This is a genomic window from Neobacillus terrae (assembly GCF_011393025.1).
GTDB lineage: Bacteria > Bacillota > Bacilli > Bacillales > Cytobacillaceae > Neobacillus_A > Neobacillus_A terrae.
In genome coordinates this window covers 42,442-58,866 of the sequence record NZ_JAAOEO010000015.1, presented here as the reverse complement: position 1 = coordinate 58,866, position 16,425 = coordinate 42,442, and the positions used below count along the sequence as shown (strand labels likewise).

13 protein-coding genes, 1 pseudogene and 2 riboswitches are annotated in these 16,425 nt (G+C 40.0%); of the genes and pseudogenes, 2 read left to right on the top strand and 12 right to left on the bottom strand.

The window, feature by feature from the left end; genetic code table 11:
* Window positions 1–10: 10 nt before the first annotated feature.
* The 10 genes from G8761_RS18750 to G8761_RS18705 all read right to left on the bottom strand — a co-directional run bounded on the left by G8761_RS18750 (window position 11) and on the right by G8761_RS18705 (window position 12,272).
* Window positions 11–880 (bottom strand): permease, encoded by an 870-nt coding sequence (locus tag G8761_RS18750; protein WP_166029477.1) that lies wholly within the window; start codon window positions 878–880, stop codon window positions 11–13.
* A gap of 747 nt (window positions 881–1,627) precedes the next feature.
* A riboswitch (TPP riboswitch) is annotated at window positions 1,628–1,736 on the bottom strand.
* A gap of 196 nt (window positions 1,737–1,932) precedes the next feature.
* Window positions 1,933–2,673, bottom strand: a complete 741-nt coding sequence (locus tag G8761_RS18745; protein ID WP_166029475.1) for an ECF transporter S component — start codon at window positions 2,671–2,673, stop codon at window positions 1,933–1,935.
* Window positions 2,655–4,280, bottom strand: a complete 1,626-nt coding sequence (locus G8761_RS18740; RefSeq protein WP_166029473.1) for an ABC transporter ATP-binding protein — start codon at window positions 4,278–4,280, stop codon at window positions 2,655–2,657. Before G8761_RS18740 ends, G8761_RS18745 begins: the two co-directional genes overlap by 19 nt.
* Window positions 4,262–5,140, bottom strand: a complete 879-nt coding sequence (locus G8761_RS18735; RefSeq protein ID WP_166029471.1) for an energy-coupling factor transporter transmembrane component T — start codon at window positions 5,138–5,140, stop codon at window positions 4,262–4,264. Before G8761_RS18735 ends, G8761_RS18740 begins: the two co-directional genes overlap by 19 nt.
* 18 nt (window positions 5,141–5,158) lie before the next feature.
* Window positions 5,159–5,899, bottom strand: a complete 741-nt coding sequence (locus G8761_RS18730) for a DUF4430 domain-containing protein (RefSeq protein ID WP_166029469.1) — start codon at window positions 5,897–5,899, stop codon at window positions 5,159–5,161.
* A 78-nt stretch (window positions 5,900–5,977) separates the two neighbouring features.
* Window positions 5,978–7,840, bottom strand: a complete 1,863-nt coding sequence (locus tag G8761_RS18725; protein ID WP_166029467.1) for a DUF4430 domain-containing protein — start codon at window positions 7,838–7,840, stop codon at window positions 5,978–5,980.
* Between the two features lie 127 nt (window positions 7,841–7,967).
* Window positions 7,968–8,162, bottom strand: a riboswitch (cobalamin riboswitch).
* Window positions 8,163–8,287: 125 nt separating this feature from the next.
* The gene (locus G8761_RS18720) at window positions 8,288–9,100 is read right to left on the bottom strand and encodes a hypothetical protein (protein ID WP_166029465.1); all 813 of its coding nucleotides are present in this window, start codon (window positions 9,098–9,100) and stop codon (window positions 8,288–8,290) included.
* Window positions 9,101–9,127: 27 nt separating this feature from the next.
* A complete protein-coding gene (locus tag G8761_RS18715) occupies window positions 9,128–11,542 on the bottom strand; it encodes a heavy metal translocating P-type ATPase (RefSeq protein ID WP_166029463.1) in 2,415 nt (804 codons plus the stop codon).
* Between the two features lie 175 nt (window positions 11,543–11,717).
* Window positions 11,718–11,924, bottom strand: coding sequence for a copper chaperone CopZ (gene copZ / locus G8761_RS18710; protein WP_166029462.1), 207 nt, complete (start codon window positions 11,922–11,924; stop codon window positions 11,718–11,720).
* Window positions 11,925–11,936: 12 nt separating this feature from the next.
* Window positions 11,937–12,272: a metal-sensitive transcriptional regulator gene (locus G8761_RS18705; RefSeq protein ID WP_166029460.1), complete on the bottom strand. Its 336-nt coding sequence runs from the start codon at window positions 12,270–12,272 to the stop codon at window positions 11,937–11,939.
* Window positions 12,273–12,611: 339 nt separating this feature from the next.
* Here G8761_RS18705 and G8761_RS18700 point away from each other — a divergent pair, with 339 nt between their 5' ends.
* Window positions 12,612–14,033 carry a L,D-transpeptidase family protein gene (locus tag G8761_RS18700; protein ID WP_166029458.1) on the top strand — a complete coding sequence of 474 codons (1,422 nt, stop codon included), beginning with the start codon at window positions 12,612–12,614 and terminating at the stop codon, window positions 14,031–14,033.
* 70 nt (window positions 14,034–14,103) lie between these two features.
* On the opposite strand, the gene G8761_RS27685 is transcribed toward G8761_RS18700, so the two are convergent.
* Together G8761_RS27685 and G8761_RS27680 are read right to left on the bottom strand one after the other, a co-directional pair.
* Entirely contained in the window at window positions 14,104–14,232 is a 129-nt protein-coding gene (locus G8761_RS27685) for a DinB family protein (RefSeq protein ID WP_166029456.1), read from the bottom strand.
* A 104-nt stretch (window positions 14,233–14,336) separates the two neighbouring features.
* A pseudogene (locus G8761_RS27680) lies at window positions 14,337–14,591 on the bottom strand (DinB family protein); the annotation flags it as partial.
* A 245-nt stretch (window positions 14,592–14,836) separates the two neighbouring features.
* Here G8761_RS27680 and G8761_RS18690 point away from each other — a divergent pair.
* Window positions 14,837–16,240, top strand: a complete 1,404-nt coding sequence (locus tag G8761_RS18690) for a TerD family protein (protein WP_166029454.1) — start codon at window positions 14,837–14,839, stop codon at window positions 16,238–16,240.
* The last annotated feature ends 185 nt before the right edge of the window (window positions 16,241–16,425 follow it).

The following is a 16,425-nucleotide window of genomic DNA, read 5'->3' as shown; positions in this document are numbered from 1 at the left end:
CAATCATCCTTTACAAAAGAAGTGAACCAATGAATACCAACGTTGAAATCAGAGATATTAATAGAATAACAAATTTCGGTTTAAATGAACCAAACATCATTAAAAGATTCTTTATGTCTACCATTGCCCCGAACACTAAAAAAGCTACGATTGAGCTTTGAGCAAAACTACTTCTAAACGAAGAAGCTACAAAAGCATCCGCTTCTGAACAGATGGACAAAATAAAAGCTAAAGCCATCATGATTAATGAAGCTGTTATTTTGGTATGCCCCAATGTGACAAGAATCTTAGTTGGGATATAAACCTGCATAGCAGAAGCAATGAGTGATCCCATGACAAGAAATTTTCCTACACTTAAAAACTCGTCAATTGTATGGGTAACAACACTAATCAATTTTTGTTTGGTATTTTGATGCGAATGATCGTGTACATGCTCATTGTGATTGACCTTTATTGGGTTTTCTTTACTGAAAAAAGATAGAATGATACCGACTAATATCGAAACAGCTATTGCCAGACCTGCCCGATACCATACCATCGTCCAGCTGTCTCCAAAAGCAATAAAAGTAGCGAACAGAACAATGGGATTAATAATAGGACCTGATAGCATGAAGGCTACAGCCGAATATGGAGCCATTCCTTTTTTTATAAGACGAGCAGTGATCGGAACAATACCGCATTCACAGCCAGGGAATAAAGCCCCTATTAAACTAGCAGTAATGACAGATAAAATGCGGTTTTTAGGCATGATTCGGATAATCGTGTTTTCAGAAACGAATACTTCTATTAGCGCAGAAACAAATGCACCAATTATAATAAAAGGGATTGCTTCAATCACAATACTGATAAAAATTGTATTTAATTGTAACAATCTATCCATGGAAGTTCCTCCTCAGGTGAAACATAAGAAAAGCGCAAGCGCCCGTGCAGCGAAGCAACTGCTTGAGTAAACTTCCTGTTTTTTCTCCTCTGATTTGACAACATGCAGCTTTGCGACGAGCTGAACATAGCTGCCTTGAATATGCTATGGCGCAGGAGCACTTTAAAAGTCAATGTTGACTTATCGCAGGGAGAAGCGGGATGGACACTAGCTGCACCAAGTATCACCTAAAGGTCATACTTGATGCAAGATACTCAAGGAAGCTTTACAGAGATGAAAACTCGCTGGGCGCTGGAGCTAGACAATTTAAAAGGTAAAACTTTATGCTTTCTTATCCACTAAAAATTACTTTTAACATACAACTAATAGAGTACTTTGTCATTCTTAATTTTTCCTTAAAGAAAATAGTTCATATAACCAAAAACAACATTAAATACTATACTCTCATCCGTTAGATTCGTCTATCGTAATATTTGGCATTAATCTAATTTTAATAATGAAAGAAGGGATATTGCTAGTCCCTCAAAGGACCTTTTTCCTATAAATACGGGCTATAAGACATTTTCATGGTTCCTCTTTGGAATTTCGTCTGATAGAGGATGCCCCACAAAAAAAGAAGACAGAATAAAAAGTTAGTAATCCAAACTATCTCTATGCTTTCTCCCATTGTATCCTTATTTTTTTACGCAAATAAAAAACCAGGTTCCCAATCGGACCTGGTTAGCTTAAAAAAGTTAGAGAAAAAAGAAGAACTTCTCACTACTTTCCTACGCTGGTATGATCCAGATCAGGTCCAAAGGGTTAAAAAACGAATGTTTTTCTCTCAGCCCATACCTGGGCACCCCTAGCAGTTTTTCGCGATATTTAATTCTTGTTAATCTTATACCTAACCCGGGAAGATGGCAAAGGGCATGAAAACCCTACAATTGTTGCGGCGAATAATGCAAAAGAGCCAATTATAGCTTCTCTTCCATGAACCCAATATGACTTAGGTATAACTTTGACTCTATTTTAAAATCCATTTGATGTTAAGGACCACACTCAACATCACTTTAATACTTTTTGTGAATGGGTTTGATGTTAAGCGAGCTCAATTCTCGAAATTCCATCAGCCCATATTTCCTTTTAAATCTGGTAAGTATTTTAATCCAGGCCTTGCCAAACAAAACCAAAAAAAAGACATTCGAAGCAGCATGCATGGCATCAAACAGAGCGCTGGCAGCAAAGTAAGTGAAAATTGATTTTAATTCAAAGAGATTTCCTCCCTGTGTAAAGGAAAAGTAACCCCAAATATTCATAATCCACCCAAATAAAAATCCCCAAACAATTCCGAAGACCACCCTGCCCCAGGTCCAGTTCATTAATCTGCTGTTCTTTAATAATCCTGCGGAGAAACCGACAAGACCCCAGGCAGCCATCTGCCAGGGTGTCCATGGTCCCTGGCCAAGGATCATATTTGATGCAAGCGCTGCGACCGCCCCAATAATAAAGCCGCTCTCTGCACCAAAAACCAATCCTGACATCATAATCACAAAAGTTGTAGGCTGAACACTCGGAATACTGGCAAACGGAACCCTGCCAACAGCCGCAATAGCTGCAAGGACAGCAAGCAACACCAGTTCGCGAGGTTCTGCCTTTCTTTTTTCAAACCTTATTAATAACAGCAGCATTGAAAGAACAACAATGGCCAGGCTTATCCATATATACTGACTTTGCAAGCTAAATGATAAATATAAGAGCAGTGCAACCATAAGGAGTGCCGCTGAAGTAACAATTATCTTCTTAGCCTGCATAGCTCAACTGCCTCCTCCAGGGTAACGATTTGTTCGTCGGGCCTACTGCGAAACAGCCTTTGGACCATCGTAGTATAAAAGAAATTCCCACTAAAAAAGGCATCGGGCTCTGATTCCGATGTTATACTTCCCTGAAACATCATTCCGCATTTTGAAGCGTAACGTGCAGCAAATTCTACATCATGGGTGGACATCAGGATAGAAACGCCCTCGCAATTCAGCTTGCAAAGAATATCTGCCAAATTATCCTTCGACAAGGGATCCAGTCCCTTTGTAGGCTCATCCAGCAGCAGAATCTCAGGCTTTCTTAAAAGCAGGCAGGCTAGCGCTGCTTTCTGAAGTTCTCCGCCGCTTAAATCGTATGGATTATTATGTCGGAGATGATTTATTCCCAGCTTTTCCAGAAGAGGAGCAACCTCATGCTCGTTCTTTAATCCCCATTGTTCAGTAGTATCCTGGATTTCTTTTTCTACAGTATCCTGTATAAAAAATAACTTAGGGTTCTGCGGCAAATAGCCTATTTCAGCAGCAAGGTTTTTGTTTTTCCATGCCTTTAACTGTTTCCCCTTGAAAATAAGCTTGCCTCTCTCTGGTTTTAACACACCTGCGAGCAGCTTCAATAAAGTGGACTTTCCAGAGCCATTTCCACCCAAAAGAGCATAAAAGTCACCTTTTCTGATAGAAAGATTAAGCTCCTTTAATATATAACCATCATCTTTCTGATATTGAAAATATATATTTTGGGCGTTAAGCAGCTCTTCTGTTATTTCAGTCAATCTTGTTCTATCTTTTTTAGCAATCTCCACAGTCTGGGTCCAGCTTCGCCCTTCCTTAACTGAAAGAGGGAGCTTTTCTTTCCCCCCAAGGCTTAAATAAAGCGAAGGAATACTAGGAACATATTTATTAAAAGGAGGGTTTTTCCATAGATTTTCAAGAACCTGGCGGGTCTCTCCCTGAACCTTCACTTCACCTTTATCCATTAAAACTATACTGTCTGCAAGCAGAAATATTTCCTCCAAACGGTGCTCAGCCAGAATAATCGTCATTCCAAACTCTTCATTTAGATGGACCAGCATATTTAAAAATTCTCTGGCACTTACAGGATCCAGCTGGGCTGTGGGTTCATCCAGCAGAAGAATATCCGGCTGCATAAGTAGAACAGATGCCAAATTGATCTGCTGTTTCATGCCGCCTGAAAGTTCATGCGTATCCCGGTTCAATAGGTTCTCGGCATCAAAATAATGAACCATCTCTGCAACCCTGCTTCTCATCTCATTTGTAGATAAACCTATGTTTTCGAGGCCAAACACCATTTCATGAAGAACGTTATCAGCAACTACCTGATTCTCCGGATCCTGGAAAACAAAGCCTGTATTCACAGTTTGGTTCTCGATTGAAACCCCATCTAAAAGGATTTCACCCGAAAGCTCTCCATGTGGCATGATTTCTTTTTTTAAAAGACGCAAAAGAGTACTTTTACCTGAGCCAGAGGCACCGAAGAGGACAATAAACTGTCCCTTTTCCACTTGGAGGGATAAGTTATGGATGGCAGGCTGGTTTGCTTCCGGATAGGAAAATGAAACATTTTTTAATTCAATATATGCCATCGAATATATCCCCCCAATTCAATCAAAAGTGGAAAACCTAAAAATAAGCAATAAAAAAGCATAATTCTTATATCACCCGTTCCAAGCTGCCAGGACTCCATAATAGGATAAACAGTCAAATGGCCAAAACCGTTAAACCGTCCCCATAATATTAATAAATACAATAGAAGTAAATAGACTAGAGCCAGGCCATCGCGCTTTTTAAATTTGAAATATTCATATGATGAACGTACACGCGTCCCGTACCCTCTTGCTTTCATAGAATCCGCTGTTTGGATGGCTTCCTCAAGTGAATAAGTAAGGAGAACCTGGACATATAGCAGGCCAGTTTTTACTCTTTTGTTCAAGGCCCCATGTAATACAGAAATTCCTTTACTTAATTGAATAGAGGAAATTTCATCAAGCCGCCTTTTCATTAAGGGAATAAAACGGAGGGTCAGCATCAGCAATACAGCAAACTGTGGGAGTATCTTAGAAAATAAATATAATAGCTTATTGGGTGTCATGATTTTATTATAGGAAACAAACATAGCCATAATAATAACAAGGGAAAGAGCACTCATTCCCCCGTAAATCAATGATTCCGCTGTAATCCGGTGCTGGTGAAACATAAACAATACATGTCTTCCCCTTTCATTAAAAAGAGGATTTAATAGAAAAATAAAGAGGCTGCTTATTATCATAAAAGCAGCCCACTGTCTCAGCTGTTCAACCGATCTGTACGTTATATTAATCATCAGAATGAATATAAGGCCCAGTAATAAAAAGACTGGGTGAATCATCAAAATAAAAAGAGATAATGCAAGGACAAAGAAAATAAAAGAGACAAGAGGATGGAATTCTTCAAATCGGCTCTTCATTAACTTTTCCTATTAAAATTATTTTTCTTTATATATGCACTCAATTCGGTCACCGTCTTTTACCTTTATCGCTCCAGCACTTTTAGGAATGCCTGCTCCGTTTTGCTTAAATATCCAGCCGCTCATTGGGCCATAGTCAAATTCGTAAATTCCGTCTATTCCTTCAACATAGGCAGTAGAGCCACCGCCGCTATAATCCACATTACTCTTCCCGGCTGCTTTTAGCAATATGTCAAGAACGGTATTACCCTCATTAAATTCTACTTTTCTTGAGCTTAATAAGGTTCCTTTCTCTTTAGGCCCTGTAATGGAGAAAACAACCGTTTGAACCGGTGCCGGCGGTTGAACCACTGGTTTTGGAGCTGGAGGTTTAGGTGCCACAGCTGGTTTTGCAGGAGCTGTTGCCGCAGGCTTTGGTGTTGTTTTTGGCTGTGGAGCCGGTGCTGCCGGTTTTGGGGCTGTTGCCGTCTTCGGCTGAGCAGCAGGCGTTTTAGCTGTAGGCGCTGCGGATGTGGCTGGCTGAACTGCTACAGTATTTTTTTCAGATGTTTGAGTGGTTTTGGTACTCGCTTGCTTATCCGTTTTCTTGGATTCCTGCTGTTTTGGAACTTCGGGTTTTTTAGGGCTTTGATTATCCTTCTCCACTTTTTCACTGGCTTTTGTTTCTTTGCTTACGGCTTTACCTTCTTCTTTGGTTCCGCAGGCAGTTAAACTCAATAAAAGAAACAATATCATCCCGTATATTGTAAAACGTTTCATTTATTTCACTCCTAGTTGCTTGTTGAAAGGTTTCATGTAAAAGACCCCTCGTTAGTGCAAGGGATCTTTACAAAAATCCTAAACTCTATTTCTATTCATCCGGAAGTATGATACAAGACCCATGAGGATTATCAGTACCCCAAAAACAATAAGATTTGGCGTATTGCTAGCTGTTTTTGGTAGCGGATGCCCACTAGCGGTTGCTGTGGCTGCTTTCACCGGCTGTTTTACTGTCTGGGTTTGCTGTGCAGTTTGTGCCTGAGCAGGCTTTGTCTGTACAGGTGTTACCTTAACCTTAACAGGTGCACTGTTGGCAAATGAATACAGAGATCCTTTTCCTGCTGTATAAAGCTGATAGGCAACAAGTGCTTGAATTCCTTGCTCAGATGCCATTGGATCACTTGGCCCCTTTGCGTCTTTAAAAAAACCCCCGTCTGGATTTTGGAAGCTTTTAAGATATTCAACAAGACCGATTCCATTTTTTTGAACTCCATTAGGCTCCATTCCTACTGCGGATAAAGCGATTACTGCCTGAGCAACAGTAGAACTGTTGGAAATTTTTCCTGACTGAAATAGCTCTTTTATATAATTAACGCCTTTATCAATTGAAGACTGTACACCTGATCCAGATGTTTGAGTGGAAAGGGTTGACATGCTTCCTGCCCCTGTCTTATGTGGGGCAAGGGCTGTTAACACCATTGCTGTAACATCAGGATCGGAACTTCCTTTAACATATAATGGCCATCCACCATCTTTATTTTGGTTAGACAACAATTCATTAACTATCTTTTGTTTCGTCCATGTGGCAGATGCGGGTATAGCGGCATTGGTGCTGTCCAATGCAATCAGCGCATAGGCAACACCATTCATTCCCTGTTTGGTTATATTGCCATTATAGATGGATTTAATTAAATCATATCCGCCGGCATTAGAAGGGTTACCCCCTGCTGCCAGGATTCCCATAGCAAAACGCTCATAATCTGTAATTTTAGTAAAATGCCCGTTTTTACTTTTAATTTGATTGATTACTCCTTCTAAGTAGCTTGAAGGAATAGCTTTTCTTGACTGTCTTAAAGCAATTGCTTCCCAATCACTAACCTGATCCTTTTGAACATATTGTACTGCCGAGTCAATTGACTTTTGAATTTCTTCTTTAGCGATCGGTTTTGCAGGTGTGGTATTGGAATCTGCAGGTGTATTTTGGCTTGGTGTATCAGCAGCTGGTGCGGACACTTCATATTTAAAAGTTATCTTATCATTAGGCTGAAGTTTATAGTCCTCTGCACCTACATCTGCCATTTTTCCATTTACATAAAATCCCCAGTAGTCAGCTCCTGTTGTCTCAACACCTTTAATTGAGGTGACCATTTTTCCAAAATCATATTGTTTAAATCCTACATTTTCAGAACCAGCAACTATTCTCAAAAGCTGATAAGCATTTGCATTTTCTAAAAAAGAAACAGGATATTCTGTACTTAATAAGCTTTCATTATTTTTTCCTACTACACTTAAATTCACAGTTTTTGATGGAGCAGGATTTTTTAAATCTGCATATCTAAATGTTAATTTATCATTATCCTTTACAAAATAACCTTCTGCCCCAGTTTGAGCTTGAATACCATTGATATAAAATTCCCAGGTGGAATCAGGGTACGTAGATTTTAAGCCCTTAATTCCTTCAACCATTTTACCAAAACTATACTGTGTAAATTGAACATTATCTTTTCCAACTGCATTAACAAGTGCCTCAAAGGCATTTTCCTTATCCGTATAGGTTACATTAGTTTCTGGCAGCAAGGTACCTGTCTGGTCACTGCCTGTAACAGTAACCGTTCCCTTTGCCTGTTCCGCTGCAAGTACCGGTTTCTGCAATCCTCCGGTAAGCATAGCCAGCAGCAAAACCATCATTAGAAAAATCTTTGTCTGTCGATTTGCAAACATCTGCTTCTTCCTCTCCCCTTAAATAAAAGTCCATAAAAAAATCCCCCTATGAAGGAGGAGGTTTAATCAGGTTAAGGCAGGCAGCTGAAAACGCTTCTGTCTTAACACCCTCCTATCCGCGTAGGCTTTTGGTGCGAAAAAACAGGCAGGTTTCCTGGCTCGTGATCATTGCTTCCTAAGTCTTCCCATCAAAATGACAGTGACATGCTATAGGTCGCTCACACTTACAGTGGCGGGACCGCGCTGGTTTTTCACCAGCTTCCCTATTAAGCTAAGAATCTGCAGTTTTGCAGAAATTAGCACCTGTTTTTGCCGTTCATATTTTTTTATGTTAATCCTATTATACTAGTCGGACATTTTTCATACAAGTTTTTCCTTATGATGATAACTCCCTCAAACAAAAAGTGCCTAATCGGAGATTCCGACCAGGCACAAGTTTATCTCACACTATTTAATTTCAACAACAAAAGGAAATACTCTAACCTTTCCATTTTGCTTAAATTCAGCCCATATTTTATAAACGCCTTGTCTATCAAATTCCGTCTGGAATACTGGTTCATTTTCCTTAACCGGATGAACATGAAGATAATGTTCTCCTTTTTCATCCAGTATGACGACATGCCCGGCTGCTCCAAGATAAGGTTCAAGCTTTGTTTTATCGAGGCTAAAAGATAAGGTGATAGGCTCAGATGATTTCTGGCTGCTCATCTTCATGTGAACTGTTTCTCCATCTACCGACTTTTCGAGTGAAGGATCAGGAGTAAGGTTGTGCGTATGTGTATGGCCGCCTGCTTCGCCCACTGTAACAGCTGCTGGTTTTACCTCATAATTCAGATCCTTTGGCTTGATATCCACAAAAGCTTTATAGCTGCCATTTTCCAAAGGCTGTTTAATTTGGAAAGTCCCTTCTCCTGTCTTTTCAGGATGGAGATGATAGTATTTTTCCAATCCTTCATCTACAACAATTAGGTGCATAATTTTTTCGTGATTTACTTCTAGATTATCAACAGGATTTCCATCCTTGTTTGTCAACTTGATGGTTAGCACTGAGTTATTATAGTTAACTTTTGCATTAACGTCGTTTGAGAGATGGCTATCTCCGTGTTCATGCATGTTAGAGCCAGAATCATTATGTTGAGCCGATTCATGTCTTGCAGAATACGCCGTTGGATCATCCTTCTGGATAAACTGGGCGTAAACCTGGTACCCTCCAATAACAGCAATGAGGTATATAATTGCTGCAATAGCCCACTTTTTCATTCTTCCACCCCTTACCCGGTTAGCTTATTATTTTAGATTAACCCGCTGAAGCCTGAGGGCATTCAGAACAACAGAAACTGAACTGAAAGCCATAGCTGCTCCTGCAAGCCACGGAGCTAAAAATCCTAATGCCGCAACAGGTATACCTAAAGTGTTATAGCCGAAAGCCCAAAATAAATTCTGTTTAATGTTTCTAATAGTTTTCTTGCTCATAATAATAGCATCTGCAATGCTGTTTAAGTCACCTCTCATAAGGGTGATATCGGCGGCTTCCATCGCCACATCGGTTCCAGTTCCAATGGCCATTCCAATATCCGAATGAGCTAGAGCAGGTGCATCGTTAATACCGTCACCAACCATAGCAACCTTTTTTCCCTGAAGCTGAAGTTTTTTCACTTCTTCAGCCTTGCCCTCAGGAAGGACTTCCGCGATTACGGAATCAATTCCTACCTGATTAGCAATAGACTGTGCAGTACGCTGGTTGTCTCCGGTTATCATAATAACTTCAAGTCCAAGATCTTTAAGGCGCTTGATTGCCTGCTTTGATGTTTCTTTAACTGTGTCGGCCACTGCTACAATTCCTGTATATTTTCCATCTATTGCCACTAGCATTGCTGTTTTTCCGTTCTCCTCGAGGGTCTCCATTTGTTTCTCAGCAGAACCCAGATTAACTTCATATTTCTTCATCAGTCTTCGGGTTCCGATTTGTAAGGTTCTGCCTTCAGCAACAGCTTTTATTCCAAAGCCCGGAATTGCTTCAAACTCCTCTGCCTCAGCCATTTCAATATTTCTTTCTTTAATTCCCTGAACGATGGCTTCTGCAAGGGGATGCTCTGATTTTCTCTCGGCAGCTCCAACCAGTCTTCCAAATGCTTTCTCATCCATATCTCCATCAATAATTAGATCCGTTAGAACTGGTTTGCCATTTGTAACAGTTCCTGTTTTATCAAGAACGACCGTAGTAATACGGTGAGTTAATTCAAGATGTTCCCCACCTTTAAATAGCACACCAAACTCGGCGGCACGACCTGAACCTGCCATAATGGAAGTCGGAGTTGCAAGTCCGAGAGCACATGGACATGCAATAACGAGAACTGCTATTAATTTTTCAAGTGCTTCTGCAAATTCACCAGGACTTACCCAAAAATACCAGATTAGAAAAGTGATGACGGCAAGGCCTACAACGACTGGGACAAAAATACCTGATATTTTATCAGCAAGCCGCTGAATTGGAGCCTTAGAACCCTGGGCTTCTTCGACTACTTTAATAATCTGGGCTAATGCAGTATCCCTTCCTACTTTAGTGGCTTTAATTTTTAAAAAGCCATTTTTATTAATGGTTGCTCCAATGACTGCGTCGCCGACCATTTTATCAACAGGCACACTTTCTCCAGTGAGCATCGATTCATCTAGGGCTGATCGTCCCTCAGCAATTTCACCGTCTACCGGAACCTTCTCTCCCGGCTTCACATAAAGAATGTCACCCACCACAACCTGTTCAAGAGGGACTTCCATTTCTGTTCCATTCCGAAAAACAGTTGCAGTTTTAGCCTGAAGTCCCATCAACTTTTTTATGGCTTCAGATGACCGCCCCTTAGCCCTTGCTTCGAATAATTTTCCGAGAATGATAAGGGTAATAAGAACAGCACTTGTTTCAAAATAAAGATCGACCATAGGACCTTGCGAATCTATTGAAGTAATTGACAAATACAAGCTGTAAAAATAGGCAGCGGAGGTTCCTAAAGCAACCAGTACGTCCATATTAGCGCTTCCGTTGCGCAATGCTTTAAAAGCTCCCACATAAAACTGTTTTCCTATAACAAACTGTATGGGTGTTGCCAGAGCAAATTGTACCCATGGATTCATCAGCATGTCTGGTAAATAGATAAAGGAAGTAAATTTAAAGTGGCTCACCATCGCCCAAAGCAGCGGGAAGGCTAAAATAACGGAGAATACAAATTTTCCTTTTTGCTTCTCAATTTCTTTTTCACGATAATCCGAAGTTTCTTCATTTTCCTGTTTAACTTTTGCCTGATAGCCCAGCTTTTCAACCCGGCCTATGATTTCCTGAATATTTAACTGGGATGGATTATATTCGACACTTGCTGATTCAAGTGCAAGGTTAACGGTGGCTGTTTTAACACCCTCCAGTTTATTCAAACCCTTTTCAATCCTTGCGGAACAGGCTGCACATGTCATTCCCATAATGTCAAATTCTGCTTTTTCTGCTGCGACTCTGTAACCTAAGTCACTGATTTTTTTTTCAAAAGCTGCTACGTTTGTCATTTCAGGATTGTATTTTAATGAAGCTTTTTCTAAAGCCAAGTTGACGTTGGCTTCCGATACTCCATCTATTTTCTTCAAACCTTTTTCGATTCTGGCTGAACAGGCTGCACATGTCATCCCGGTGATCGGCAGTTGTACTTCTTTAAGCGAACCCATTGTACGTTCCTCCCTGTTTTGAATCTCATTATGATATTTATACTATACCCATGTAGGGTATAAGTCAAACGATTTTATCTATTTTTTTAAAATTGGACACCTCGATATGTATAAATCCATTTGGTTAAAGAAAGCCCCAACGCGAAGGCGCAAGGGCTATATTTTAAGCTAATAATTAAACAACATCGTATCCTTGATCATCTATTGTTTCTTTAATTTGGTCGAGATTAACCTGGTCTGCATTAAACTCAACAACAACTTGGCCTTTATTAAGGTCTACAAGTACTCTTTCAACTCCGTTTAATTTTCCTACGCTTCCTTCAACTGCTTTTACACAATGATCGCATGACATACCTTTTACGCTTAGAGTAGCTGTTTCCATTATAATCTCCTCCTATTTTTTCATTAATTTTTGAACTGTTAAAAGAACTTCATCCAGGACTTCCAGGTCCCCTTCCTGGATTCTCTCTACCACACATGTCTTCATATGGCCTTCAAGCAAAAGTTTTGCCACACTGTTTAAGGCTGACTGGGTAGCTGAAATTTGTGTAATGACATCATCACAGTAAGTATCTTTTTCAATTAAACCTTTTATACCGCGAATTTGCCCTTCAATGCGATTAAGCCTTGTAACCAAATTTTTCTTCACTTTTTCAGAATGGTGGCTTTTACGGTCGCTATGAGAACAACAGGCATCATCAACCTCGATTTCTTCATCTTCAAAAAGCATTACTCAGCCTCCTTTACCCTAATTTAAGCATACCCCGTTAGGGTATGTAAAGTGACAGAACTGTTAACAATGAATATTTTATTTATCATTACAAATTTGATACTTAAATTAATTTGATTTTGGCACAATTTAAAGGGCGGAAATAGAGTATTAAAACCCCGTGAAAATATTTTTTTATCCTTTACAAATTGCGACAAATTCGGCACTAACAAATCTATTAATATTTATAGTGATTAATTAAGAAGAATGGAGTAAACTATTCGATAGTTTGGATAGAAAAAATAGCTAAAAGAAGAGAAAGTTGGTACCTGGGTAAATAGGTACGCGGAGGGAATGTGAATGAGCAGCATGGCGAATGTTACAGTTGCGGGAACGAAGAAGAAAACAAGCAGGAAGTTTATCATAACGGGAATATTCATTCTTCTTGCCCTGTTAGTGGCGGGACTAGGCTATTATCAGACAACCCACTTCAATTCGCAGATCACAATTAATAACAAAAACGTTGGTGGATTGACGGCCAATCAGGCAATTAAAAGATTAAATACATCTGTATTAAAAAATAAAGTCTATGTTGGGAAACAGCAAATTCTAGATGAAATAGATACGCATATGGGATTTACGGATACCGATTTACCTGAAGTGGAAAAAATACTTAAAAGCCAGCAGACAATTTTTCCATCCTCAAATGCAAAAAACTTTATAATGATCCCTAAAAACGCGGATCAGTATCGAAGCCAAACCATGAAAAGGCTTGTAGAAAAAAAGCTCATAACAATGAATAAAAACCTAAAAGCCCCCCGGAACGCGGAAGCAAAGCTGGAAGAAGGCAAAATCATTGTCTCCAATGGCATGAATGGAAAACAGTATGATGTTGCCAGTCTCATGGAGGATTGTAAGAAACAGGAATATAGCAGCGATATCTATCTCAAACCTGTGTACATTCAGCCTATTAAAGAAAACAGTCCGGTTATAAAAGAGGAAAAGAAATTGCTGCAAGGCCTCCTTCAACAGAGTCTTGATTATAAGGTACAGGACAGAGCCACTACTTTAAAAGCAAGTGATTTAATTAAAAATGCCTCTGTTTCAAAAGATATGAAGATTACAATTGACCCGAGTGGTATTAAGGAGAAGATTGCTGAAATTGATCATTCCCAGTCTACACTAGATAAAAATTTCACCTTTAAAACCCATTCAGGCTCTGTCATATCGGTAAAAGGACAAGGCTATGGCTGGGCATTAAATGTTGAGAAGGAAACGGAGCTTGTTAAAAAGGCTTTTGAAAATGGAGAAAAATCTATTTCTGCCTCAAACATTTATGGTCATGGCTGGACCAATGAAGGCTACGGGTATAAAACCACTACGAACAATGGCATCGGCGACACCTATGCAGAAGTATCCATTAAGGAGCAGCGAATTTGGATTTACAAAAGTGGAAAATTGGCTGTCACAACAAATGTGGTAACCGGAAGGCATAACACGCATGAAGATACATCACCGGGCGTGTGGTATATCCTCTATAAACGATCGCCATCTACGCTCACTGGCAGCGAAGCCGGAAATCCACATTACTCTGTAAAGGTAAATTACTGGGCTCCTTTTACAAACGGAGGACAAGGTTTCCATGATGCAAGCTGGCGGAAAAACTGGGCAAGCAATGCCTATCTTACGGCAGGCTCGGGCGGCTGCGTCAATACGCCAGTTAATATTATGAAAAGCGTGTATGATAATCTTAGTACGTATGAGCCAGTTGTTGTTTATTAAAAAAATTCAGGAATTCGTAACTACCTGATTTTGTATCCATCCCCATAAATTTAAGGACAAAGCCTGAGATTTAGGCTTTGTCCTTTTTATTGTTTGCCTCTCTTAGAAAATAAATGTAATCGGTAGAAGTACTTTTATGTCCAAGTGACCAAAGCATTGCAGTAATATTCCCCCGATGATAAGTACCGTGATTAGCCAAATGTGTACAAAGTTCCTCAACTCTGTTTTCAAAAGATTCCCAAGTGAGTTTTTATAAGCCACAGTCTCGGTAAGATTTCTTCCTTTTAAAAAGTTTTTTAAATCCAAATGAAGTCGATTAAATTTCTCTGCTGCTTCTTCCGCATTCCGGAATGTCACTTTGTTTTCCTCTCTGTTATCCAAAATACGATTAAACCAAAGCTGATCAACTGTAAATAAATGCTCTGTTGTCTCTTTTATACTATTAAAAACACTTTCTGTTTTTTGGGCAAATGCCTCCGGGCAAGTTTTATTAATATAAGTTAAAAGCCTGTTTGTTGCCCATATATGATAGTCAATCAGTTTCCCTGCAGATACCATTTGCCTTCCTCCACTCCTATTCTTTCTTTCCTGTTTTTTCATGGTTATAGTTCGCTTAGAGTTTAAAAAGAAGTTATAATCAAACTAAACCTTACACTTTTTCCATATTTATACAAAATGAATATTTACCTTGCTTTATTGAAATATCCTTACTACTATTGAAACTTTTTAAGAGATTAAACGTAACGATATTTATCAAAGTTTTTAAAGAACCTGAGAGAAATGATTTGAAAGGAGTGAACAAGTTGGGAGTAACATTAAGCAAAGGGCAAAAGGTGGACTTAACAAAATCACATCCTGGTCTGCAAAACGTTGTAGTCGGGCTTGGCTGGAACATTAATACTTCTGGATCTAATTATGATCTGGATGCTTCCGCCTTTTTATTGGGACAAACAGGTAAGGTACAAAATGATCTTGATTTTATTTTTTACAATAATCCTACAGGCGGGAACGGGTCTGTAATATACAGCGGGGACAATCGGATAGGTTCAGGACAGAGGGATGATGAGCAAATACGGATTAATTTAAGTCTGGTCCCTCCAGCCATCCACCGTATAGCCTTTACGATTACCATCCATGATGCCCAGATGAAAGGGCAAAGCTTTGGACAGATATCAAATGCCTATGTTCGAATTTTTAATGAGCAAACAAACGAAGAAATATTGCGATTTAATCTTGGCAGGGACTTTACGGTGGAAACCGCTATTGTTGCTGCAGAATTATACAGGCACAATGGCGAATGGAAATTCAATGCCATTGCAAGTGGATTTCAGGGAGGTCTTGCCGCACTTTGCCGTAATTTCGGCGTAACGGTTGATGATGCACCTCCAGCTCCTGCACCTTTTACCGCACAAAACCAACCGTTATCCCAAAGTGGACAAACAGGGGCATATGGACAGAATTCATACAGTCCGGCTGGATTTCAGACTACCCAGCCGTCATTTAATCAGCCAGCCCATCAATTTGGGCAAAACTCGTTTGGCCAAAGCTCCTACTCACCTGCCCAAACCTATGGCGGAGAAAATATCGTTTGCCCGCGCTGCCATTCTACCAATGTTAGGACAGGACAGAAAGGTTTTGGACTTGGGAAGGCTGCCATTGGAGGGCTAATCCTCGGACCAATCGGCTTGCTGGGCGGATTTATTGGCAAAAATCAGCTGAAATTTTCATGCATGAGCTGTGGAAATACATGGTCCCCATCACAGACGGATGTTACCGAATGGGCAATGCAGCAAAAAAGGCGGGCACAGGAGCTTTTCAGCCGTTTTAAAAGCCAGGATGTGCTCGATGCAGTGGTAGCTGCCTGTGCATTGGTCAGTATGGCAGACGGAAGACTGGATCAATCGGAAAGACAAAAAATGCTTGAATTCGTAAATCAAAGTGAAGAGCTTCGTGTTTTTGATACTAATAAGGTAATTCAACAATTCAACTATTTTATCCAGCGCTTAGAAAGTGATCGAATGCTTGGCCGCGCGGAAGCTTTCAGGGCTCTTGGAAAGGTTCGGTCTAAACCTGAAATCGCACGTCTGGTTGCCCGTTATTGCATCGCAATAGGGTATGCTGATGGTCAGTTTGACCAGAATGAAAAGCAAATGGTCAGTGAAATTTGCGGAGAACTCGGATTAAATCCAGCTGAATTTCTATCATAAAACAAACTGAGAATGGCTCGAAGCTTCTTCAAGCCATTCTTTTCTTTTGTACTAACTTTTGGTTAACTTCTGTATGCCTCGCGTCAGATACATCCTATTAATCTATTCTGAATCCCCTCGTATTCGGACTGCCTTTGTTAATTTCCTGCTTCGCCTGTCCGAATCACCCTTGCATTCAGACTACC